The organism is Photobacterium gaetbulicola (genome assembly GCF_003025515.1).
GTDB lineage: Bacteria > Pseudomonadota > Gammaproteobacteria > Enterobacterales > Vibrionaceae > Photobacterium > Photobacterium gaetbulicola.
This window is the reverse complement of the sequence record NZ_PYME01000011.1, coordinates 67,164-91,558: the sequence shown is the minus strand read 5'-3', so window position 1 is coordinate 91,558 and position 24,395 is coordinate 67,164. Positions and strand designations below refer to the sequence as shown.

Below are 24,395 nucleotides of genomic sequence, written 5' to 3'. Positions count from 1 at the left end.
TAGGACTTTTCCCGATCCTGCTGTAAGCTAGCCCGCTTGCTGCCTGTGTGAGGCAGATCATACTTTTCATCCAACTGAGAATTATCTATGAGTTTTGCCTCTTTGGGCCTTTGTACCCCAATCCTTGAAGCTGTTGCCAACCAAGGCTATGAAACCCCGTCTCCTATTCAGGCACAGGCTATCCCTGCGGTTTTGGAAGGTCGAGACGTTATGGCCGCAGCTCAAACAGGAACAGGCAAAACCGCAGGCTTCACCCTGCCTATTCTTGAGCGCCTATCAAAAGGCCCTATCGTACGTGCGAACCAAGTGCGAGCACTTGTTCTAACACCAACTCGCGAGCTGGCGGCACAGGTGGGTGAAAATGTAGCAACCTACTCCAAGAAACTGCCACTTAGCTCGGCGGTCGTATTCGGTGGGGTTAAAATCAATCCGCAGATGATGCGCATGCGCAAAGGTGCCGACGTACTAGTCGCTACACCTGGCCGCTTGTTGGATCTTATCGGCCAGAACGCTGTTAAGTTCAACCAGCTAGAAGTACTGGTACTTGATGAAGCCGACCGTATGCTGGATATGGGCTTTATCCGTGACATCAAAAAGATTTTGGCGCTACTTCCTGCCAAGCGTCAGAACCTGCTGTTCTCTGCAACCTTCTCGGAAGAAATCCGTGAGTTGGCCCGCGAGCTGACCAACAACCCAGTAGAGATTTCAGTAACGCCGCGCAACAGCACGGCCAAAACGGTACAGCAGTGGATCTACCCAACGGATAAGAAGAAAAAGCCAGCACTGTTGACCAAGCTGATCCAAGAGAAAAAATGGCATCAGGCACTGGTTTTCACCCGTACCAAGCACGGTGCGAACCGCTTGGCAAAATACCTTGAAGAGCGTGACATTACCGCGGCGGCTATCCACGGTAACAAGAGCCAGGGTGCCCGTACCAAGGCATTGGCAAACTTCAAAACCGGTGAGATCCGCATCTTGGTGGCAACCGACATTGCCGCACGTGGTATCGATATCGACCAGTTGCCACAAGTAGTCAACTTTGACTTGCCAAATGTGGCCGAAGACTATGTTCACCGTATCGGCCGTACCGGCCGTGCAGGAGCTGAAGGCCATGCAGTTTCACTGGTGTGCGCCGATGAAATCAAAGAGCTTAACGCCATTGAGCAGTTGATTCAGCAGCACCTTGAGCGCAAAGATGTAATGGGCTTTGTGCCAACCAATGCGCTACCGAACTCTTTGCCGATCAAACCGCTTAAAGCGAAAAAGCCAAAGAAACCCAAAAAGCCAAAAGAAGCGGCAGAAAGCAATACTGAAAAGCGTACTGAAAAACGTAGCGACAACCGCAGTAACCAGCCAAAACGCAACTCAGGCCCTCGCAAAGGTAACGCACCAAAACAAGGTGATAATAAACCTCGTAATGCTGACGGCCAGCAACGCAAACGTAGCGGCAACGGCAACGGCAAAAACTCCCGTAACAGCGATGTGAAGCCAAGAGGCCAAAAGCCAAACCAACGTGGCCGCAAGCCTAGTAGCAAAAATGTGAACCGCTCGAAAAATACCGCAGCGCAAGCAAGCTAAACCGAAAGAACATTACTTATATCAATAAAGTAGCGAGCCAGCATAATATAATGCTGGCTCTGTTTTTTATGCTAGGTAACTCCAATGAAACTAACAAAATGGGCCCTGCTCTCTTCTGCAGCCGTAATGAGTCCCCAACTTATGGCGGCAACTTTTGATCAGTTAGCCGCCGAAAATAACCAAGACTTTCAAATCATCGATTGTCGGTCGAGTAATCACTACAACGGCTGGCCCGAAGCCAACCAGACACGTGGTGGCCACTTTCCTGGTGCTATTAATTTCGATGCCGATTGGCTATCGACGCTTCGCCCTCAGGTTGTCCGAGCCGAGCTCGAAAACCGCGGTATCGACCTGACCAAGCCGACTTATCTCTATTGCCAGCCTGAAAAAGCGGACATTTTACAATCCCAGCTTAAGAGCCTTGGCAATAACAATATTCAGCTTATTAGCCAGGCGGTTACTGACTTTTCAGGTCCGCTTACTGCGCTTGAAAACTACCAGCAGCTTGTACCTGCACAGTGGCTCAATCAGCTGATCAACGGCAAAGATGTCCTTCACCCACCGGCAAAAGGCTACAAAGTGGTCGAAGTCGCCTGGGGACCACCGACAAAATACCTTGCCGCCCATATACCTTCTGCACTCTACCTCAATACCAACAATATTGAATCAGAGCCTTGGTGGAACCGAGTTGACGACAGCAAGCTAGCGGCGACCATCAAAGAATTGGGGATCGCCCACGATACAACGGTGATCCTGTACGGCCGTGACAATACCGCCGCAGCCCGCGCCGCCAGCCTACTTATGTATGCCGGTGTTGATGATGTACGCCTACTCAACGGCGGCTGGCAATCCTGGGTCAATGCAGGTTATTCAACCCAGCCACTGCGTAACCACGCCAAGCCTGTCGAGTTTGGCCGCACTATTCCAGCCAATCCTCAGTACATCATTGACGTCCCTGGGGCACGTGAAATATTAGCAGATCCTGAGCATCAGTCATTGGTCAGTATCCGCAGCTGGGCCGAATATGTTGGTGAGACGAGCGGTTACCGTTACATCGAGCCCAAAGGCCGTATCAAGGGCTCAAAATGGGGCCACGCGGGATCTGACGCCTACCATCTGGAAGACTTTCGCAACCCAGATGACACCATGATCAGCCCGAATATCATGACTGACTTCTGGAAAGACTGGGGCATTGACGCATCGCAGACAGTTTCGTTCTATTGCGGTACCGGCTGGCGAGCATCCGAGGCCTTCTTCTACGCCCATGTGATGGGCTGGCAAGACATCAGCGTCTATGACGGTGGCTGGTTTGAATGGAGCGGGGATCCTAGCAACCCGACCGAAACCGGTGACATTCCCAACGCGCCGAAGTCTGCATTTTATAAAGAGAAATAAAGAAAACCACTGACTTTTCAGTGGTCCTTGCTGTAGCAGGATGGAAGTTACCTCCTGCTACAATCATCTATTTTACCAATAGCCTTTTCTTATTTGTCACCGTTAGAAAAAGCATCTGCTAACGCCTTGAGCGATTGCTGATACACTGCCTCGAGCTCATTGGCAGCCCCCTCCTCAACCCGGCCTTCCTTTGCCGACGTCTCGATTTCCAAGCAAACCTGATGCAGCTGGCGCAACCCCATGGTGCCTGCCGCCCCCTTGAGGTTATGTGACAGGCCAGATACCGATGCATTATCGCCACTCTGCATGGCCGGCAGCAATTTAGCCATGGTCGCTTGCGATGACTCGGCAAACAGGGAGATCATCTTCTCGACCATCGCCTGGCCCAGCACCTGGAGATCACCACTCAACACAGATTCATCCAACAGCGGTATTTGCTCGGTCATAGTTGCACTTACCTCGACATCTTCTTCATTGTCACTACGGCTATTACTCGCCGCTTCTTCCTGCACAAAATGGGCTTGCTCTAAAGCATCGACATGCTCATTGCCACCTAAAATCGCATTCATGACGTCCAGCAGTTGGTGCTCGACCAGCGGTTTAGGTAGGAAACCGGCAAACCCGGCGGCCAAATATTGCTCGACCTCTTCGTTGAACACATGGGCAGAAAAAGCGATAAATGGTGTCGTATCGGAAACTTGCCCCGTACCTTTGAGTCGTTTGAGCTCACCAAGCAAGGTTACCCCATCGGTATCCGGCAGATTAATATCCAGCAGGACAATATCAAAGTCATGCCCGGCATAGACTTCCCTCGCCTGCTGGCCATCTTCGGCCACCACAGTATGATGACCCAAGCGGCGCAGGAAGCCCTCGGCGACCAGGCTGTTGACCGGATTATCTTCTACCAGCAGCACCTTGGCCGCAGGAAGGCTCGATACCATTTCAAGGCTTAAAATCTCGCTCTGCTCGCCAGGCTCTAGCGTCAGGGTAAACCAGAAGCAGCTCCCTTCGCCAGGCGATGAGACCAGGCCAATTTCTCCGCCCATGGCCTCGACGATACGTTTGCTGATAGCCAGTCCCAATCCTGTTCCCCCCACCGCCTGACGGCCCTCGCTTGACTGCTGGAAGGCATCGAACATTACCTCTTGCTCATGGTGGGGGATACCAACACCAGTATCCTCCACTTCAAAATGCAGGCGAGAAGGGTCATGCGCCGATGCGGTCACATACACCGACACCTGGCCGTTTTCAGTAAACTTGACGGCATTGCCGACCAAGTTAGCCAACACTTGGCGGATACGTGTCGCATCCCCGACCCAGTATTCCGCGACGTTGTCATCAATCTCGGTCAGCAAACGGATATGTTTACCCTGTGCCCGTCCGGCAAATAGGCTGTAGACATCCTTGACCAAAGTATGGAGCGAGAAATTAGCAGGCCTGATGTCCAGGTGGCCGGCTTCGATCTTCGAATAATCCAGCACATCGTTGAGAATATCGAGCAGGGTTTCGCCGCTGCGATTGATCACCTTCAAATATTCCGCCTGCTTGTCGGTGAGTCCGGTATCGGCAAGCAAGGATGCCGTACCGAGCACCCCGTTCATCGGAGTGCGGATTTCATGACTCATGGTCGCCAGGAATGCCGATTTCGCCCGGTTGGCCTGCTCAGCTTCATCCCGCGCCTTAGCATGGTTCTGCACTTCCTGGTTGAGCTTCTCGTTAGCCTTTTCCAACTGGCTGGTTCTCTCTGCCACCAATTGTTCCAGGCTATTTTTATGCTGCTGCAACTCAGAACGGATCTTCGATTCAACTTGCGCCAGTCTGTGCCGTTCGTAGGCGGTATCACGGGCTACCATAATCGCCCGCCCCATCTGCGCGAGCTCATCATCACCCTGGGTGGTTAAGCGGATCGCCAAATCGCCCCGAGCCAGTGCCATCAGGGCTTTGCTGTAATCATTGATCCGGCGGATCACCCGGGCATAAACATAGCGCCACATAATGAGTACCAAGGCCACCATCCCAAGGGCAGAAATCGCAATCAGGCTATTTCGCGCGACTGTGAGGGTTTCATCGACCTGGGTAACTGCCTGCTGGGTACCGGTATTCGCCGCCTGTATAATATCGTCGACGGTTTGGTTCAACTGCTGGAACAGCACCAAGTTCTGCTGCTCCATCCGTTCGACATCCTGATGGGAATAGATCAACGCTTCCATGTTGGCGAAGAACTCGCCGTCGTTATTGAGTGCTTTGACCTGCTCAAGCAGTTGCTCTGAGCGGCTCGGATCCTCTACTGATTTCACCCGCTGCTGAATGACACCAACCGCGTACTCGAAACGCTCCCTGAGTTTGCCCAACTCACCTATTGTTTTCACTTGCTCGCTGTCATCGAGCATATTAATCACTTGCAGGGAAAGGAAACGAAGCTCGAACAGGCGCTCGCTGAGATCCATATCCACCTCGACTAAGCTGTCGAGGGCATTGAATACCGCCTCCTTGTCATCTTTCTTCACCAGATCATAAATGCGAGACACGTTTGCCACTGCAATGGTATTGGCATTGGAAACCTGAGACTGTGACAGTTCGTCGATTTGCTTGGTGGCTGCCGTCATGGTGTTATTCAGCGCCTTGACCTGCTCGCTAAGTTCAAGCTTCCTGCCCACCAGCATCCCCAGCATGGCAAGGTTATTGACGATGTTCTCAACATCGGTTTCCAGCTGAGCCATCAGCTCAGGCTCGAACGCATACTGATCAAGGGATTTCAGGCTGTTGTTCAGGGCACGGATGTGAAGTGTCAGCGACTTGCCCTGCTGCTCCCGTTCGTTTTCATCTTTTGACTTTGCCAGCACCTGGGCGTTGAAGATAATCCGGGTACTGAGATCCGACAGCTGACGAGCCTCGACCAAAGCTGGGACGGCAGCATTGATCACCGTCCGCTCGGTTTTGGCCACCAGGGAAAAACCGGCCACACCAATCACTACGGCGATGATCATCAGGCCGGCCATCATTGAAAAAGCAATCAGCAGTTTCTGGCCAATGCTACTGGGAGTAAAGGTCATATAATAAACCGTGGCAGAGAAGAAGATGTACCCTCTTTCAGTTTGCTTAACACAGTACAGAAAGCAGGAAGATTCGCCGAGCACATCTCACAGAAAACAGTAAAAATGCTATTATACCCAAGCTACTTAATGATAAACCACAACATTGCTCTACTCTTATTGGCTGGAATATACTCGCCAGCCGAAACAACAGACCTACTTCCAGACGGTTGCAACATGATAAACAAAATTGCGATGGCACTGCTGGCAATCGCCGGCTTCAGCCACACTGCAAATGCGGTCGAGGTTATCGCTTACAGCCCTCCTTTCGAGGCCAACAAACAAGCCACGAAAATCCATTACCAACCGCTCGATACCGCCAGCAAACCGTGGAAGCTCTGTGCCGTTTACCCGCACCTTAAAGACTCCTATTGGTTATCTGTCAATTACGGCATGGTGGAACATGCGAAAAAGCTCGGCGTCGAACTCAAAGTCCTGGAAGCCGGCGGCTACCCGAACCTCGATAGGCAGCAAAGCCAACTGGTTGACTGCCGTAAATGGCAAGCCGACGCCATTATCCTTGGTACCGTCGATAGCCTAGCCTATGAGAATAGGCTGACCCAGCTGACCGAGGATATTCCGGTCTTTGCCACCATCAACTACCTTGATACCACAGACCCAGACAGCCATGACAACGTGATGGCCAGAGTGGGAATCGACTGGTACGAAATGGGACGCCTTACCGGCCAGTTTCTGGCAAAACGCCACCCCAAAGGCAGTGGTATGGTCAATGTGGCCTTGCTGCCCGGGCCGCAAAAACGTGGCGGCACCAAGCCGGTAGTACAGGGCTTTTATGATGCGACCAAAGACAGCGATATTAAGATTGTCACAACGTTATGGGCCGATCACAGCAAGGAACTACAGCGTAACCTGATCCAGCAGCTGCTGGCGAGCGAGCAGCACTTTAACTACATTGTCGGTGGGGCGGTAGCGGCAGAAGTTGCGATCAGTGAACTGAGAACCAAGCACTTGAGCGGAGAGACCCAGATCTTGTCGACCTACCTCAGTCATGGGGTATATCGTGGTTTGCTGCGCGGCAAAATCCTCTTTGCTCCAACGGATAAGATGGCCCAGCAGGCAATGTTGTCAGTCGATCAGGCGGTCAGGTATCTGGAAGGCAAGCCTTTGAACAAAGATCTCGCCCCGATCCTTGCCCTGCTGACACCGGCTAGCCTCGACAGCGATGCCATTGCCGAGTCGCTCTCTCCTGCGGAATTTCGCCCCGTCTTCCATGTGGAAGCGCCGTAATACCGACACCTACTCTGTTGTATTTCCATCCAAGGACCGGCCACGGCTGGTCCCGCATGACAGAATTCTGTTACCTAGCCAATGATTTGAAAAGAATTCTTTGTACTTCCATGGTCAGCTCTGGTACTTATACCTGATGCCTCGAATTGCGTTGCACATGCTATTCCCTTGCCAAGTGCAATCCATTACATATGGCGTTATAAAAATACAGATAACACCACACAGCTGTCATACTCGAGCCGTAAACTCTGTGCGACAGCTGTTGTCAATTTTGTCTCTGTGGAGTAATAGATGCACGTAACAACCCGCACAATGGAAGAAACCAAACACATCGCGCTTGTCGCTCATGATAATTGTAAAGCTCACCTGCTTCGCTGGGTCAATGAGCACAAGGACAAGTTAAAAGACCATGTTCTGTACGCCACAGGTACAACAGGCCATATGATTGAACGCGAGTCGGGTCTTGAGATCAACTGCTTGCTCAGTGGACCTATGGGGGGTGACCAACAGCTCGGTGCACTGATCTGCGAAGGCAAGATTGACATGATGATTTTCTTCTGGGATCCACTCAATGCGGTACCCCATGATCCTGATGTGAAAGCCCTCCTGCGTATCTCAGCCGTTTGGAACATTCCGGTAGCAACCAACCGTGCCAGCGCGAACTTCATGATTTCTTCGCCAAAACTGGCGGAAAAGGTCGAGATCGAAATCCCCGATTACGACGCGTACCTAACCGAACGCCTAGGCTAAGAACACTCCAGCCAGGCCGTCGCCTAAAGTCCAGCAAGCGCCTCTTCGCCAAGAGGCGTTTTTTATTGGCGGGTTTTACCCTAATCAGCAACCGCCTCCTCGCCTGTAGCCTCTTCCGCCCCGTCGCTGCGCCCAAACCACCCAAAAGTGAAAATTTGGTTTATTGTTATAAGAGATAATAAACACATGACATACAACAAGAATCGCAGTGGTGGCCAATGAAAGCATGGAAATTGAACCAGCCGGAGGGTATCGATCAATTGGTACTGGCTACGGCGCCCCAACCCGTCCCTTCCGCTGAAGATATCTGTATCAAGGTAGAAGCTGTCGGCCTCAACCCTATCGACTATAAACTTGCGCATTGGGGCTATGCTACCTGGCACTACCCCCAAATTATCGGGCTGGATATTGCCGGTACGGTCACCGACGTCGGTAAGGACGTCCACCATTTCCAGCCCGGCGATCGGGTCATGGCATTTATTGATCCCCGGGACGGCGGGGGCTTCGCCCAATACAGCAAGGCCAAAGCCTATGCGGTCAGTCGATTACCCGACAATGTCAGCTTCACCCAGGCTGCAGCCCTTCCCTGCGCAGGCTACTCAGCGTGGATCGCCATTCATGACAAACTCCGGCTCGAGGCAGGGCAAAGCATCGCCGTTACCGGTGCCGGAGGCGGTGTGGGCGGTTTCGCCGTCCAACTGGCAAAATTGGCTGGCGCCACTGTCTATGCCATTGCCGACAGCCAGCACCACCAACGGCTTCTGTCCTACGGTGTGGATGAAGTTATTGATCCGCAGACGGAAAACATCGCCATGCGGCTTATCGAATACACCGAAGACAAATTAGTACACGGGGTGGTTGACTGTGTGTCGGCCAAGTCGGGCAGCACCATGAGCGCCTTGGTCCGCTACAACGGCCATATTGTCATGATTGCCGATCAGTTCAACCAGGTACCGCTGCTGGCGACAACCAAAGCCCTCAGCTTGCATGAAGTCGCCCTGCACGGCACCTACTCCCACGGCCATATCGAGCATATCCAGCATCTCGCTGATATTGGTAACCAGTTGGCCTGCCTCGTCAGCGAGGGCAAGCTCGATCCTATGGTGGATCACGTCTATGCCTTCGGCCAGCTTCCCGAAGCACTCAAACACCTTCAAGAGCAGCAACATAGCGGTAAGCTGGTAATGACCGTTAGCTAACATGGCCTGAATATCCGCCACAACACCACCAAGTCAGGTTCTGTTCATTGTGTTTAAAGGTTGACCACGGTATATTTATGAACCATTACATCAAATGAGCCAAATTTTGCTTTATGGCAAAATATATCTATTCACGATTCTCTCCCAGGAATACCGACTACCAGCAGCAAATTGATGCCTTGCTTGCCGCCGAACCGGAAGCAGAGCAAGTCCAAGATCGCGTACGTGGTGATATCGACCCGATGGCACGCCGAGCGTTTCGCCAAATGTTCGACAGCCTCAAAGACGGCGACGCAATATGGGTTTGGTGGTTAACGGCACTGGGGCATGACTTCAACCAGGTCCAGGCAACGGTATCGGCACTGCTCGACAAGGGCGTCACACTTTACACCTTGTCAGAGCCGCTGACGTTTGCGCCACAGGCGGAGGCGAGCCGGGTGCTGCTTTCTCTTCTCAGCGGCTATGGCAATGTCCAGACCCGTCGCAGGTTGCTGGCTGCCGAGCATAGCCGCAAAGCAATAAAGGAAGATCCCGAGCTGTGGCAGCAAAAATTCCGCGGCCGGCCTGCCGATCGCGAGAAACACCGGGGAATCGCGGCCATGCTGCTCGAAGGCCACAAACTACAACACGTCGCGGATAGCTGTAATGTCAGCATTTCCACCGTCAAGCGTGTAAAAAGTAAATTAAGCCAGTTCGATGATGAAGGCGCATTGCGTACCCGGCACACCTGTAAACGCCACAAGGATAACAAGCTGTAATGACAGACCGTAATTTCTGGAAAGCCTTGGGACTGGTTTGCCTGATCATCAGTGTCGGGCAGTTAAGTATGGGGCTGGTCTTCCCTTCCCTGCCGTGGATTGCCAAAGACTTTGACATAACGCTCGATCAGGCACAGTTGCTGGTCAGTATCTATTTGCTCGGCTTTGGCCCGTCGCAATTCCTCTACGGCCCCATTTCAGACGCGTTGGGCCGCAAGAAAGTGTTGATGACAGGGTTGCTGATCGCCCTGACCGGCCTGATAGTGATCATCACATTCAGCCATTCTTTTACCGGCATGGTGTTGGGGCGTTTTCTTCAAGGGCTAGGCACCGGTTGCTGCGCAGTGCTTGCGCGGGCATCCACCCGTGACCAATTCAGCGGCGCAGAACTCCCCTTGGCCATGTCCTATATTGCAATGGCTGCATCGCTGACCCCACTGATGGCACCTGTGATCGGTGGGTTCATCAACTTCCACTTCGGCTGGACCATGGTGTTCTCCTCCCTGCTGGGCTACGTTAGCCTGGTTTGGATTGTGATTGCGCTGCGTTTCAAGGAGACCATGAAAACCAGAACGAAGGTGCCTTCAGCGAAGAACATAGCCCGGCAGTACTGGCAGCTACTTACTTCTCGCTATTTCATGAGCTTTGCCAGTATCGGCTGGCTTAACTTCAGCCTGATGATCACCACAGTCTCAGTCATGCCTTTCATCATGCAAAACCAAATCGGCATGACATCCGACGAATATGCGATGTGGGCACTGATCCCTGCTCTTGGCATGTTGACCGGCACCACCCTGACCAACCGGGTCCGGCCGAAAATCGGCACCCAGAAAATGTTGCTATTCACCCCGGTACTGCATGGCTGTGCCGCACTTTGGCTGTTCTTCTGCCCGGTTGAGCCGCTGTACCTGATGCTGGGCCAGTTTCTGATGATTTTGGGCAATGGTATTGCCCTGCCCTGCTCACAAGCAATGGTGATGCAGCCTTACAAGAAACAGGCTGGCGCAGCTGCCGCTATGTCGGGGGGCGGGCAGATGATAGCTTCGTCTATTGTCAGCATGGGATTGGTGAAGCTGGGTCTCAGCCAACCATGGCATTTATCCATTGTCATTGTGATATTCGCCTTGATCACCCTAAGCAATATCCTCCGCGGCTTCAGGGTAAGCCCTCAGGTACAGCCGGCCTGATCTTATTAATCACTTACATATCCGGCCTTGCACTTTATGCACAGGCTGGATATATTCCCCCCGCCTCGAAAGGCACACCCTAAAATGCACGCCCGCCATCCTGCTTCCACTGGTGCATTTATATTGGTGTTCTCTATACTCCATGCAAAATCAAACACAGAAAAGCACAACGCTTTTTTCTCGCTTTACCCGTGAATCGGGTTCACTCATGAACCTATCGATTCCAATCATTCTGACCCAGCTTGCCACACAAGCAATGGGATTTGTTGATACCACCATGGCCGGCCAAGTCAGCGCTGCCGATCTGGCTGCGATTGCCTTGGGCACCAGCCTGTGGCTGCCGGTCTCCCTGTTGCTTCGTGGCATCATCATGGCACTCACGCCGGTGGTCGCGTTTCACCGTGGCGCCAATGAACTCGACAAGGTACGTACCGAATTCATCCAGATGCTCTGGGTCGCTGGCTCGGTCAGCAGCCTGCTGATTATCTACCTATCGCAAGGCGGCAACATCCTGGCCACCATCGGCGTCGCCCCTGAAATCATTCCGATTGCCGGCGACTACGTGCTGGCACTGGCTTTCGGTGTGCCGGGTATTGCCCTGTTCTACACCTTAAACGGCTTCTGTGAAGGCATGAACAATACCCGCGCCCCGATGCTGGTTTCGGTTATCGGGCTGCTGCTGAACATCCCGATCAACTATGTGCTGATTTACGGAAAGTTTGGCTTCCCGGCGCTAGGAGCAGTCGGCTGTGGCTGGGCAACAAGTGTCGTCTATTGGGTGATGTCCGGCTTGCTCTACTCTTACATCAAAGGGCATCACCATTATAAAAAGATCATTCACTTTGCCGATATCAAGCCGAGGGTCCAAGATGGCTTGCGCCTGCTCAAGCTGGGCGTGCCGATCGGAATGAACATCGCGGTGTGCGGCAGTATCTTTGCCGTAATCGCCCTGCTGATTGGCCGTATCGGTGCCGAAAATGTCGCAGCGGCACAAATTGCCCTGAACATTTCGAGCATGACCTACATGATCCCGATGAGCCTCTCTTTCGGTATCACTATCCGTGTTGGCCACGCCCTGGGAGCTAAGAACGAACAGGGTGCCAAGGAGCGCAGCCTGTTCGGTATTGCCGTCGCCGGCCTGCTCTCTCTGATTTCAGTGGGCTTTTTCCTGCTGTTCCCTGATTGGATCATCCGCCTGTACACCACGGACCCGGCGGTCAGTGCAACCGCCGCTACCCTGCTGATTTATACCGCGGTATACCAGTTTAGCGATGCACTGCAAACCTCCGCCAATGGTGCACTGCGTGGCTACAAAGATACCAAAGTGCCGATGATCCTGGCGATCACCGCCTACTGGGGTTTGGCACTGCCTCTGGGCATGATAATGGGGCTGACTGACAAGGTGGTACCGGCCATGGGCGAAACCGGCTTCTGGGTGGGAATTGTCACCGGCCTGAGCGTTGCGGCACTGTTTATGCTGCTGCGCCTACGCTACGTGATCCGCCGCCGACCGGTCCAAGCCGTTGAGCTCTTAAACTGAGGGGGGAGGTCCGCAATGACTCGGGACTGTCTATCAGGATAGCGATTCGATACTGTGCTTCCTAAGCGCATATTCGATATCCTGATGGGCGTAATCGGTGATAACATTAATTCCTGCCGCCTGAAGCATCAGGCGGGGCTTGCGTCCAATCTTCGCAACAAAGACACCATCATAGCCCTTGAGCTTCTCAATCATGGAAAGCAATACACCCTCTTTGCCATAACCATTAGCACAATATTGTTCGACCTCAAGCCGTGAGTGGAGCGAACAGCCATAGGGATCCACCCTGTAGACCAAAAACTCTTGCGCGTGGCCAAAGTGAAGATTAATAAGGCTATCTCCTGTTGTCGCCACCACATAAAACCGAACGATACTTGAGTCAAGCGCGCTGAGACCTACGCTTTCGCGTAGCGCCCTACGCCGGGATAGGATCGTTGTCACCGCCTGCTTATAGCGCAACAGGGCATGGCTATCGTACGAACGAGGTTCCGCAACTGAAGGCGTACCCGCCGACTCAAACATTGCCCTTTTATCCTGTCCCAGCCTACCAATGGCATCTGCTCGACATAACCGGCAGTGTTTCATGATTTGGATACTACCAGAGCTTTCCTCACGCACTGCATCGAGCTCTGCGGCTGTGGGTTCGCGTTGGCCGGCTTTGGAGAATGCCGTACCAAATTCCGGTTTGGAGATCAGCGGCATTACATTGTGAATAAAGGCACCGCGCCGTTGGATTTCACGGCTGACTTCGACGATACAGCGATCGTTGACACCGGGAATATAAACGGTATTGACCTTAACCAAAACCCCCAGCTGAGTTAACATCGAGACCGCCTCAAGCTGGCGGCCAATCAGTATCCTGGCGGCCTTCTCACCGCTCAAACGCTGGCCGTCATAGTAGATCCACGCATAAATCTTGGCACCGACTTCCGGGCGCAGAGTATTTATCGTTACCGTCACATGCTCGACGCCTTTGGCAACCAGTTCATCGACATGTTCGGGTAACATCAGGCCGTTTGTCGAAACGCAGAGCTTGAGGTTGGGGGCGACTCGCGAAAGCTCCGTGATGGTTTGCATCGTCTGTTTTGCCGACGCAAACGCATCGCCGGGACCGGCAATACCGACCACGGAAAGTTCCGGTATCTCCTTGGCTACAGCAAGCACCTTGTCAACCGCCTCAAGCGGCTTTAAGCGCTTGCTTACCACTCCGGGCCTGGTTTCATTGGCACAATCAAACTTCCGATTACAGTAGTTACACTGAATATTACACCGACTGGCAACAGGCACGTGCATTCTCGCAAAATAGTTATGAGCCTCATCGCTGTAGCAAGGGTGATCCTCTATTTTGGCTTGCACAGCCATTGGCAGGTGATTAAGACTATTGTCTTGAGAACGAGGGTCTGTACAGCCACGAGATTTACATAAGTTATCAGAGCACGCATCTAGATTAACTACGGGTATGATTTCATCCATTCTTTTTCATTCAAATTAGCTTGTTAATTGTTACCCACACTGCGCCAAAAACTGCATTACCACTGATCGGATGCAGGTGACGACTATCTATGAGTTCATTGATGTTATAGTTATGGGGGGTCGAGGAGAGTGCGCTGCCCCAGCCGTAGAGCGCCCTAACGACACCTTGGCGTAAGACCAGGCTCACCTTGGCGCGGGCTATAAGCGAGGCTTTGCCCTCAACATCCAACTTTACGAGATCACCCGTTTTTATCCCCTTGGCTTGCGCATCGACATTGTTCAGCCATACATAAGGAGATGCCGAAGCCCCATCAAGCAGCGGTGTCAGCGAGTGGACATGGCCCAAAACCCGACCGGTGATCAGCCGAAATCGTGCTTTTGACGAAGCTTGTGCATAACAGCTTGCTTCATTTCTGTAATAAGCCTGTTCTGCCAGCGTCTTAGCGCCATGAGGGTAGAGCTCTACTTTGGTTGTGGGAGTGGCGAAGCCTTGCGTGGTAAACTTTCGGTAGCGGATGGGCCTGGCCTGCACCCCGCCCTGCATGCGAAGCTCCGCCGTTTCACCCGCCTTGCCAAGTGTTCTATCACACCAGTCATCATCCCCAGTTAATGCCAGCAAAGGGGCAAAGCCATCTGATGAGTCGAATGCTTGGGCTAAGCCCTGATAGATTTCGAGCGGTGATCGGGTTGTCGCAGGCGGAGTGACCGCCATTTGACGCAGCCCTGTAAGCGGGATTGCCGACTCCTGCTCGGTGACCCCTTGCCTTTCGAGGAAATGGCGCATCGGCAGCAAGTAATCGGCATACAGTGCAGTATCATGCAGAACACTATCATTGACCACAAGCAGGGATAGCTGGTACCCATCACCGCTTCTGGCCGTCATCGCCTTACGCCACTGCGCACTGTCAGGAGCAGTAAGCAACGGGTTACCATGGGTTACGATCAGCGCTTTCGTCTGGTATTGGTGACCTTTGCAAGGCCCTTCCATTATCGTCACACCATCGAGGATCTCGCTGGGGATCGTTGATACGACGCCATGAGATGCTAGGGGAAAGCGACCGCTGTAATCTTTATGCTTGTCTGCCTGACCAGCCCTTAGCAAGTCACTTGAATTGCTGAGGGACTTGTAGCGCGGCGGATCCCGTAGCAAGAGTCCGCCGGGCACATCAAGGCTACCGCTAAGGGCAGTGATGATCGCTGCCAGGCGAGTCGTGCAAAAGCCACTGTACTGGTGGGCAACGCCATTCTTGCCTACAGAAATAAGCAGTGGGTTCTCTGTGCAGACTAACGCTGATAATCGCTGCAAATACTGCTGCTCAAGGCCAGTCATATGCGCCACCCACTCCAGGCTGTATCGCGTCAGTCCGGCATCCAATACGGGCACCGACAATTCATGCTGCATGTTAGTAAAATCACTGACATGAACGTCTACAAACTCACGGTCATAAGCACCTGAATCGACAACGTTCTTCAGCAAGTAAAGCAACAAACAAACGTCAGTCCCCGGTCGGATAGGAAGCCACAGATCCGCCAGCTTTGCGGTTTTGGTTTGGTAAGGGTCAACCACGACCAGGGTCATTCCCTGGCGTTTTGCCTCGCAGATCCCTTGCCAAAACCAAAAATAACGTATTGCCTCAGCCGGGTTTTCGCCGACCAAGATCAGCAGACGGCAATCGTGCTTTTCTCTGTATCCCAAGTTGGTCCAGGCTGGACGCTGAAGATCAGGTAGAGGCCGCTCTTGCCCTTCGCCAAAGACCGACTTATAGGCCAAGCGTTTACTGGTATCACACAGGCTGTTGTGATCTAAGATATTGGGCGTGCCATAGAGAAAAGCGAACCAATAGGCAACATCATGATCCGGCTTCTCACCAAATAACATCGTCAGCGCTTCACTGCAGTATTGCTCGCGGACCGCCTCAAGTTTTGTCGCAATGTCACGAAATGCCTGTTGCCAGCTTATATCAATAAACTTCCCTTCCCCCCGGGCGCCAACCCGTTTCTTGGGGGACAGAATTCGGCTGGGTGAGTACAGTAGGCTAAGAGCCGACTTGATTTTCGGGCAGATTTTACCTCGGTTAACCGGGTGGGCCGGGTTGCCTTTTATTCTAACCTTGCCAGCTTTTTCCGAAACCAACAAGCCACACTCACTCGAACACATATAGCACAAGGTTGCGACTAGCGCCGCCCCCTCGCCAAGCGGATCGTCCTCTCGCGTTGCCAAACTCACGCAGGGCTCACACTGGCATCACACTGTTGCTCAGAGCGCTATCCACTGTCCGCATCGCCGCCTCCACTCTTTGCCTATTGCTCTCGGTAACCGGTAGCAGCGGTTTGCGCAGCTCATAAGGTATATCGAGCTTCAGGGAAACGGCGTATTTGACAACCACGGGATTAGCTTCGAGAAATAAGGCTTTTATAACCGGACGTAGCAGGCGGTCCAGCTCACTTGCCTGCAGGGACTTACCATCACGGACCAACTGATGCACCTTGATCAACTGCTCAGGGTAAACACACGCCGCTGCCATGATCCCGCCATTACCACCGAGCGTGGAAAGCTGATAGAGCAGCGTGTCTTCGCCCGTCAAGATGGCAAAATCTTGATCATAGAAATGATGCGCGAGATCGGTCATTTGCTGAATATCACCAGAACCTTCCTTGATCCCTTTGATATTGGCAATTTCTGACAGTCGGACAACAGTATCAACACTGATATTAGATCCGGTTCGGGCTGGGATGTTATATAGAATGACATCGATATTGACTGAGGCCGCGACATCTGCAAAGTATTGGTAGATACCCTCTTGTGATGGACGGTTATAGTAAGGTGATACCACCAACACCGCGTCAGCTCCAGCCTGCTCAGCCGCCTGCGATAATTTAATGGCTTCATAGGTACTATTTGAACCCGTTCCAGCAACAACTTTTATTCGCCCTGCAACTTGCTCAACAGAAAACTGAATGACTTTATTGTGTTCATCATGTGATAGCGTACAACATTCGCCAGTGCTGCCACAGGGAACAATACCGGCAACACCCACACTGATATAATATTCGATTGACTGACCCAAACTCTCCCAATCGATATCCCCATTTTTAAAAGGGGTCACTAGGGGAACGTATATTCCTTCATAAGTGTTCATATTAGTCCTTTTTAATTAATTTTAATTTACTGTAATCCATTTACGCTTTGATATACGCATCTATTACTTACAATTCGCTCAACAAATGAAAATAGCGAGCATACAACATAATAACCTAAGCCTGTAACGATATAGATAAAGATTAAGGAATCTGGATCACGATTAGCAATGATGCTTCCCGTTTGGGTCAACTCAACCACACCTATAATATATATAGCACTCGTATCCTTAAACAGTGAAATACACACACCAATCAAAGCCGGCAACATACGAATCACTACTTGTGGCGCTATAATATAAACAATAATGCTGAAACGATTTAAACCATTAACTTTGGCAATTTCGATAGTTCTATGTTCAATAGAGTTAAGCCCGCTTCTAAAGACCTCTGACATATAAGCCGTTTCAATAAAAACAATCGCGTAAAAGCCACTTTTTATCAGGCCGACGTCAATCCCAAAAAATGCAGGCAGTAAACTATAGAACCAAAAAATCATCAAAATCAAGGGTGTTGATTTTGCGCATTCAATATATATCTTACTAAAAACGCGCAGTGGCATTAAACGGCTACCACTTAGTAATGCCACCAGTAAGCCGAATACAAAACAGGTTGGAATAGCGACCAAAGCTAAGCCGAGGTTTATCATCAAACCCCCGGTTGTTGCTCCGAGTCCGAAGTAGAGGTCAGCAATAATATCCCAATAATATGACAGCGAATTTATATCCAAGCTATCCTCCAAGCAGATCAAATCTCGGCCATCGCAGATAGCTGAAAAGCACGTGCTCGAGTGTAATAATTGTTCTCGAAATCACGAGACTGGAAACAATGTAGATAACCGTAACCACGGTCGTGACTTCAATGCTCGCGAACGTTATTGACTCAATTTCTTGGGACTGCCATGTTAGTTCAGGAACACTGATCAGCATCGCGAGTGATGTATTCTTAAAATTGTGCACTAAACGTAAGTTCATCGCGGGAAAAATTGAAATTAGTAGTCCTGGCACAACTATTAACCATGCTATCTGATATTTCTTAAAACCTGAAACACGAGCAACATCGTATACGCCTCTTGGAATAGCACCATAACCTGACTTGATAACATCATTCATATAAGGCGCACAATTAAGAGTCAATCCAGCAACCGCTGAATAAAAACCGAAATGTTGATAACCATTTATTATATCCCTTATCTCTGCAGGAAAAAGAACTGGAAACAAAATATAGCATGCAAGCATAAGAAACGGTGCGGGTGTATTCTTCAATAAATGGCAAATCACTTTAGAGATTTTTGATATTAGAATGTAATTTGATAATTCAGCAAACGCAAAAGCCCCTCCCAACATAAGAGATAGCATGGACGAGAATATAAACAGGCCAGCTGTATAGTAAAAGCCCATTAAAAGAGAATCTAACCAAAATGGTGATAAAACAAGATCCCACCTAAACGCGTAGCTCATAATTCACCTAGCAGCAGCTGCTCCTCTTTCTCTTTATATTTCTCAGATCATTGTTGCGTTGATAGCCGAACTTTTTATTGAGCTCTTCTTTTGTCAACAGACGCTCCTGTAGTTGAGGGATCTTTTCTGCTTTGCTTTTTGCTTGTTCTTGACTCATGATCGGTTAAAACCTCATTTGAATAACAGCATTAATGATTTGCTCGGCCAAAATGAGTACCCCTTTGAATCCGACATGATATTCCTCGCGCATACGTATCATCCGGGCCCCAGGATAGCTAATATTAATGTAACTCGGTTCACAGACCGTTTTGCACAATTGGTATTCAAAGTCGTTAGCCAGGAGAATGGTCGGTTTGACCGCTGTGAGCTCTTTTTTAATGACCATGTTGTCATCGGTACACACAAAACGGCAGTCTCGATGCTCATCAGCCAGCGCCTGAATATGCTCCTTGTCCGTCTCGGCCGCTTTAATGATCGCAAGGCAAGGGGTGATCCCCAGTTCGCGACTCAAGGTATACATATACGCGCTGACTTGCTCCTTGTCACCAATGACGGCGGTGGCACTTCGCTGGGCAAGCTCCAAAGGGTTGAGGTTGGCCATTTTTCCCAGCGCCGCGCGAAAATAGGTCCGGCTGGTATCAGCGAGATCATCATAACGCTGATGGTTATTGCGGGAAAAATACTGGTCAATGCTATCCATAAAGTGCACGCAATTTTCCAGACCGATTGGCAGTACAGGCGCCAAGTATGGCGTACCGAACGCCTGCTCAAGCTGCTTAGCCAGCGGCTCCCCTACCTCACGGTTGATACACACATTGAGCTTCGCGCGTCCAGCATCAGCTAAAGCGGCAGTTTCGCTATCGCAAAACAACAGGTTCACGGTGTATCCCGCCTCTTCCAGCAATTGCCTGATAGCACTTGCTTCATCCTTCCAGCGCGATGTCGTTCCAATATGGGGAATAAGGTTAATGTCAGATGCCGGTTGTTTACTGCAGCAAGCAGGCCTGGCGAGGTGCTCGATGATCGTGCCCATCGCATGGGGGACGGACTCAGCATGGTTCTTCTTAAACCCTACCCCCTCGACCTTGACTATCGGGCAGGCAATCTCTTCTTTGAGCGAGTATATGACCCCGTCAACATCATCCCCGATAATTTCCGAGCTACACGTCGTCACCACGACAATCAGGCTGGGGGCATTATCGTAGTAGGTATCGAGGATTTTATCGCGGATCACTTCTTCGTTGCCGAACACAACACTGCTTTCGCACATTTCGGTATAATTGTAAGGAAAGTTGCTCTGCAGCGTAGCTTCATAGACGGGATATAGGCATCCCTTCGGGCCGTGCACGACAACCGCTGCGCTCTTGACCTGTGCGGCGACTTGACCAACCCCAAGAATCGAGCAGCGCGAGGCGGGATCGATATAGGCACAGTGCGTGTCATCCGTAAGTGCTAGTCCTTGCATTATTTTCTCCTTAACCCGAATAGGTAACTTCGCTGATAAGCGAGTATCGACTGCGTCTGCGTCCTAGCTCGTCGCAGATTTTCTGGTAGATCAGCTGGGCGCCTTTGAGGCCATATACCTGATTGTTGGCAAAGCGGTACCGGAATACATCGAACTCATGAAAATAGTCGTCGTTACAAAATATCACTGGGTTATCAAGTTGATGGGCAAGGGCCCGCACTTCATCAATACCACTGAGAATGGTGATATAGGGATCAAACTGACCATTAAGTTCCTTTTTGAAGATCTTCAGCTTGTCGCGTACGATTGCCGGGTCAATTCCCACAATCAACGGCGTGAGGCCGAGATCCTGTGCCAATTTCGCCATCGCGATAAGCCGCTCTCCAGTCTGGGTCCAAATAATGGCCACCCGGCCTTTGCCTATTACCTCACGGGCTTTCTGGCGCAACGACTTGGTCTGGGTGATTTCATCATGCAGCTCAGGCGAAAATTCGGTATCCAAAACCGTGGCAATTTCGCCTAACCAATGGAGAGTATTGTCCAAGCCTACTGGAGTGGTGGCTTTAACCATCTTCGTCCCAAAGTGCTCCTCCATTCCCTGAAACAGGGACATACCAAAATAAAAACAAAGGGCAACATTTACTTCAGCTTCTCGCAGCGCCATGACCTCATCGAAGGTTTTCCCTTTATGGAAAACACTATTAACTGTCAGTCCCATCAACTCCATAAGACGCACAGACTCTTCGATTTCCCGCACCTGAGTATCCCCACGAAGCCACCGTCGCAGGAAGACATTGACACTCTTTTTCTTCACCGGTACGGACGGCTGGCGAGCCATAAGTTCAACGATCTTCTCAAAGGCGTATTCGGTTCCGATCCGGTAGGACTTACCGGTAAAGCCCCCGGTATCGAGCCAAGTTGTCTTGGTTTCCCCGTCAGAGGCCATCTCGACAATACCGCCGACATCGTCACCGATAATATCCGCGCAGCAGTTGGTGATAACTGCCAATAACTTAGGCTGCATATCCGAGATAACCTGACTGACAGCCTGCTCGAGCTTTTGCTCACCGCCAAACACGACATCGTTCTCTTTAAAGTCAGTAGAGAGGTGCGGCGCCGTATCACACCTGTCCTGACTGCCCTGGGGGATCAAAAAACGACGGTTGTTGATACAACCTGCTGTGCCATGGGTAAGAACAACGCAATCATTGATATAGCTAAAGACGTCTGACGCCCCCCAGAAGGCGCAAAACTGGTGCATATCCAGGCTTTCATTAATGTTTATCCAATCTTTCTCTATGCCATACACCAGTTCGCTCAGCCGCCCAATTGTCGAGCTTGCGGTTTCAATCCTTTGATCTATCTCCATCCCATCCACCTATCGCGCTGCATTTAACATAGACTCAAACGCCTGATCATCCATCGGGGTGGGAATGCTGTAAGTTTGATTGTCCAGGATGGTTCTCGCTAATTGGCGATACACGTCGGCATGGACCGACTCCGGGGCAAACTCCAGTACGGTTTTCCCTACCATTTCCGACTCTTGTACTATGTTGTCGCGCGGTACAAATTTCACCACTCGGCTCCCGAGACGGTCGGCCAGCATGCTAACATTCTCTTTCTCAAGGAAGGCGTTGCGTTCATTGCAGATGAGACCACCAAGGCGTACTTTGCCGCCACGCTCAGCAAAACGTTTGATCCCTTTTGCGATATTATTAGCGGCATACATTGCCATCATCTCGCCAGAGGTAACCTCATAGACAAGCTCGGCATAGCCAGCCCTCAGCGGCACGGCAAATCCGCCGCACACAACATCCCCAAGGACGTCATAAAGCACGATATCAATGCCGAGCTTGTTGTATACGTCCAACTTGGTCAGAAACTCGAGTACCGAAATCACCCCGCGTCCGGCACATCCAATCCCCGGCTCGGGTCCCCCCGCCTCTACGCAATAAACACCTTTATAGCCTTCATGAACCACGTCCTCGATACTGATTTCGTGGATCCGCTTGTCTTTGGTAATACTCAATACCGACGCGATCTTCACACCTCCGGTGAGGTTCTTGGTCGAGTCCGCTTTGGGATCGCAACCAATCTGCATCACTTTGTACCCCATCTCTGCCAGCGCGACCGAGAGGTTGGCAGATGTTGTTGATTTCCCAATTCCACCTTTGCCGTAAATAGCTAGCTTAAGCATGTTTTCCTACTCTTATGATTGGATGACTAGGTGACGCTCGGCACCTAAAAAGCTGTCAATGGACAGTACGATATGGCCGTCTTGGTAATTGGCTACTGCACTAAACGTTCCCGCGTTTACCGCCGAAAGAAGCTGCACAGCTGTCTGGCTGTCTGCCATACTGGAAAAATACATGGGCAGGTAACTGTGGAAGACCGCCGACAGGCTGCGGCACTCCTGAGCAAAGCCGCTACACCTCACTGCGGCTTCGGTCAACGCAGGATGAGTATCCAAGCTTAACTCAATTTTTTTGAAGCCTAACGACGACATGTGCTGGCAACCATGCTGCAACATCAGCCGGATGTTTGAATCCGGTTCATTGCATGAACCAAGATGAATTAGCTCAAGGCTTGCCAACTTTTCTTCCGGTTTACTCAGTTCGAATACCATCACGGCACAAGGTTTATGCTCCCCAATGCTATCGCTGTGCCACAGCACCAGAGTAGGATTCGAGCTAAAGTACGACTCACCTTTGGTATCGCAACAACAGGCCTCGCTTCCTGATTCAGGCTGTATCAATTGTTCGCTGTACAAGTAGTTCAACACGACTTGCTGGTTACTGTTATTGACGGCAGTAACGCTGTAACAATCTCTTCGCTCTTCGTTCATAATCACTCCTTGCATTAACAACGAACGCAGCAACGGTTGAAGCCGCCGCCCATAGTAGATACCCGTTGGCGGTATAGTTCATCGACCTCCTGATCAGGGTGGCACCAATCATAGCCAAACTCAGTTTCGCTCAACTCGATACCCTCAAGATGGGGGGTGCCCAAAAGATTAGAATCTTTAGTTAGCATAAGGCGGGTCTTCGATTGGACCGGGTCGATGATCTCTGTAAGCCCAATCTCGGCCAAATACTGCTCCCCTGCCAATATCGTGGCCTTGTCGACCCAAGGGGTAAAAGTGATCAGCGTTGGGTTGACAACAATATCGGTCGTCTTGATCAGCTCAGCCAACGCTCCGAGGTCCTTGGTCCGATAACCTTTTTGCAGAGCCTTTAGCACCTTGTCATCGGGAAACTCAATGGCTGTCGTGATAAACCGGCATCCCTTGTCAAAAAAGGTAATGAAGGCGTCTTTATAGCGCAACAGTCTGTCGACACGGGTAATAACATCAAAGGTCAGGTGCGGGTAGGAGCAATGCATTGCATCGATAATTGCCGGCGTGTGTGTCGCATTATTCATAAACTCAGGGTCTGTAAATGAAATGTGCTCCGCACCATTTTCAACCGCGAAGGCAATTTCTTCCATTACGCAGTCGAGCTTTTTATAAAGGACTTTACCCTTAGCCAGTGAAAACACACTACAATGCGTACATTTGAATCGGCACCCCTCCGTGGTTTCAATGTTGGCAACCACCTTATCGTTTATCAGTCCACCCGGGTATACATAATGCTTTAAGCCCAATAAAGATTCTCTATCTGGGATTATATTATGGTCATTGGCAGTTTTTAATCCCGTAAAGAATCCTGCCACATCAGAGGGGATCGCAACGGAATACTGGGTTTCAAGCTCGACTTTATTTAATATCGCATGCGCACCAAACAATGCTACTTTCGCTTTAGGGTTTAATTCCCTAACAACATTAAGCAGTTTAATTGCTGTCGTTATTGAGTCAGATAATGGTACAGAAATAGCGATATTATCAAAACTTTTCACTAGTTTTATATCAAGAGACTGTACAAAACAATCGACCACTCTAACTTCACAGCCACTTTGTTTTAATTGCCTCGATAATTTTGCTGCGGTAAGAGGCTGTAAATAAGCCTCATAGGTCGACAACACCAGAACACTAACCGGTGTTTCTTTTATCTTTATATTGGTCAAGATTTATCTCCGAATTACTCTTTTCGGTTTATCGCACAATAGAATATTAT

At 50.8% G+C, this 24,395-nt stretch carries 19 protein-coding genes; 8 read left to right on the top strand and 11 right to left on the bottom strand.

The genetic code is table 11. The annotated features are described in order from the left end of the window. The first annotated feature begins 87 nt into the window (after positions 1 to 87). Both C9J03_RS11540 and C9J03_RS11535 read left to right on the top strand, forming a co-directional pair. Positions 88 to 1,578 (top strand): DEAD/DEAH box helicase, encoded by a 1,491-nt coding sequence (locus tag C9J03_RS11540; protein ID WP_044623732.1) that lies wholly within the window; start codon positions 88 to 90, stop codon positions 1,576 to 1,578. 84 nt (positions 1,579 to 1,662) lie between these two features. Beyond that, positions 1,663 to 2,973: a rhodanese-like domain-containing protein gene (locus tag C9J03_RS11535; RefSeq protein WP_044623733.1), complete on the top strand. Its 1,311-nt coding sequence runs from the start codon at positions 1,663 to 1,665 to the stop codon at positions 2,971 to 2,973. Positions 2,974 to 3,062: 89 nt separating this feature from the next. Here C9J03_RS11535 and torS read toward each other — a convergent pair whose 3' ends face one another. Then, complete coding sequence (gene torS / locus C9J03_RS11530) at positions 3,063 to 6,026, bottom strand: TMAO reductase system sensor histidine kinase/response regulator TorS (RefSeq protein WP_044623734.1); 2,964 nt, start codon at positions 6,024 to 6,026, stop codon at positions 3,063 to 3,065. A gap of 216 nt (positions 6,027 to 6,242) precedes the next feature. Here torS and torT point away from each other — a divergent pair, with 216 nt between their 5' ends. From torT to C9J03_RS11500, 6 genes are all read left to right on the top strand, one after another. Then, positions 6,243 to 7,313: a TMAO reductase system periplasmic protein TorT gene (torT, locus tag C9J03_RS11525; RefSeq protein ID WP_082060646.1), complete on the top strand. Its 1,071-nt coding sequence runs from the start codon at positions 6,243 to 6,245 to the stop codon at positions 7,311 to 7,313. Between the two features lie 291 nt (positions 7,314 to 7,604). Beyond that, positions 7,605 to 8,063, top strand: coding sequence for a methylglyoxal synthase (locus C9J03_RS11520; protein ID WP_044623735.1), 459 nt, complete (start codon positions 7,605 to 7,607; stop codon positions 8,061 to 8,063). A 218-nt stretch (positions 8,064 to 8,281) separates the two neighbouring features. After that, positions 8,282 to 9,262, top strand: coding sequence for a zinc-binding dehydrogenase (locus C9J03_RS11515; protein ID WP_044623736.1), 981 nt, complete (start codon positions 8,282 to 8,284; stop codon positions 9,260 to 9,262). 113 nt (positions 9,263 to 9,375) lie between these two features. Further along, positions 9,376 to 10,020, top strand: a complete 645-nt coding sequence (locus C9J03_RS11510) for a recombinase family protein (protein ID WP_044623737.1) — start codon at positions 9,376 to 9,378, stop codon at positions 10,018 to 10,020. Further along, entirely contained in the window at positions 10,020 to 11,207 is a 1,188-nt protein-coding gene (locus tag C9J03_RS11505) for a multidrug effflux MFS transporter (RefSeq protein WP_044623738.1), read from the top strand. Before C9J03_RS11510 ends, C9J03_RS11505 begins: the two co-directional genes overlap by 1 nt. A gap of 142 nt (positions 11,208 to 11,349) precedes the next feature. Next, positions 11,350 to 12,747: an MATE family efflux transporter gene (locus tag C9J03_RS11500; protein ID WP_044623739.1), complete on the top strand. Its 1,398-nt coding sequence runs from the start codon at positions 11,350 to 11,352 to the stop codon at positions 12,745 to 12,747. A gap of 33 nt (positions 12,748 to 12,780) precedes the next feature. Here C9J03_RS11500 and nifB read toward each other — a convergent pair whose 3' ends face one another. The 10 genes from nifB to C9J03_RS11450 all read right to left on the bottom strand — a co-directional run bounded on the left by nifB (position 12,781) and on the right by C9J03_RS11450 (position 24,345). Continuing rightward, positions 12,781 to 14,109: a nitrogenase cofactor biosynthesis protein NifB gene (gene nifB, locus C9J03_RS11495; protein WP_052829809.1), complete on the bottom strand. Its 1,329-nt coding sequence runs from the start codon at positions 14,107 to 14,109 to the stop codon at positions 12,781 to 12,783. 121 nt (positions 14,110 to 14,230) lie between these two features. Further along, positions 14,231 to 16,447, bottom strand: coding sequence for a molybdopterin-containing oxidoreductase family protein (locus C9J03_RS11490; protein WP_146149075.1), 2,217 nt, complete (start codon positions 16,445 to 16,447; stop codon positions 14,231 to 14,233). A gap of 7 nt (positions 16,448 to 16,454) precedes the next feature. After that, positions 16,455 to 17,360, bottom strand: coding sequence for a 4-hydroxy-tetrahydrodipicolinate synthase (dapA, locus tag C9J03_RS11485; RefSeq protein ID WP_044623742.1), 906 nt, complete (start codon positions 17,358 to 17,360; stop codon positions 16,455 to 16,457). Between the two features lie 26 nt (positions 17,361 to 17,386). Beyond that, positions 17,387 to 18,088 carry an amino acid ABC transporter permease gene (locus C9J03_RS11480; RefSeq protein WP_044623743.1) on the bottom strand — a complete coding sequence of 234 codons (702 nt, stop codon included), beginning with the start codon at positions 18,086 to 18,088 and terminating at the stop codon, positions 17,387 to 17,389. A gap of 1 nt (position 18,089) precedes the next feature. Continuing rightward, the gene (locus C9J03_RS11475) at positions 18,090 to 18,818 is read right to left on the bottom strand and encodes an ABC transporter permease subunit (RefSeq protein ID WP_044623744.1); all 729 of its coding nucleotides are present in this window, start codon (positions 18,816 to 18,818) and stop codon (positions 18,090 to 18,092) included. Positions 18,819 to 18,981: 163 nt separating this feature from the next. Then, positions 18,982 to 20,283 carry a nitrogenase component 1 gene (locus C9J03_RS11470; protein ID WP_044623745.1) on the bottom strand — a complete coding sequence of 434 codons (1,302 nt, stop codon included), beginning with the start codon at positions 20,281 to 20,283 and terminating at the stop codon, positions 18,982 to 18,984. Positions 20,284 to 20,293: 10 nt separating this feature from the next. Next, positions 20,294 to 21,652, bottom strand: a complete 1,359-nt coding sequence (locus C9J03_RS11465) for a nitrogenase component 1 (protein WP_044623746.1) — start codon at positions 21,650 to 21,652, stop codon at positions 20,294 to 20,296. Between the two features lie 9 nt (positions 21,653 to 21,661). Continuing rightward, on the bottom strand, positions 21,662 to 22,480 hold the full coding sequence (locus tag C9J03_RS11460) for a nucleotide-binding protein (RefSeq protein WP_044623747.1): 819 nt from the start codon (positions 22,478 to 22,480) through the stop codon (positions 21,662 to 21,664). A 12-nt stretch (positions 22,481 to 22,492) separates the two neighbouring features. After that, entirely contained in the window at positions 22,493 to 23,128 is a 636-nt protein-coding gene (locus tag C9J03_RS11455; RefSeq protein ID WP_044623748.1) for a hypothetical protein, read from the bottom strand. Between the two features lie 14 nt (positions 23,129 to 23,142). Next, positions 23,143 to 24,345, bottom strand: coding sequence for a B12-binding domain-containing radical SAM protein (locus C9J03_RS11450; protein WP_162845558.1), 1,203 nt, complete (start codon positions 24,343 to 24,345; stop codon positions 23,143 to 23,145). Positions 24,346 to 24,395 lie beyond the last annotated feature (50 nt).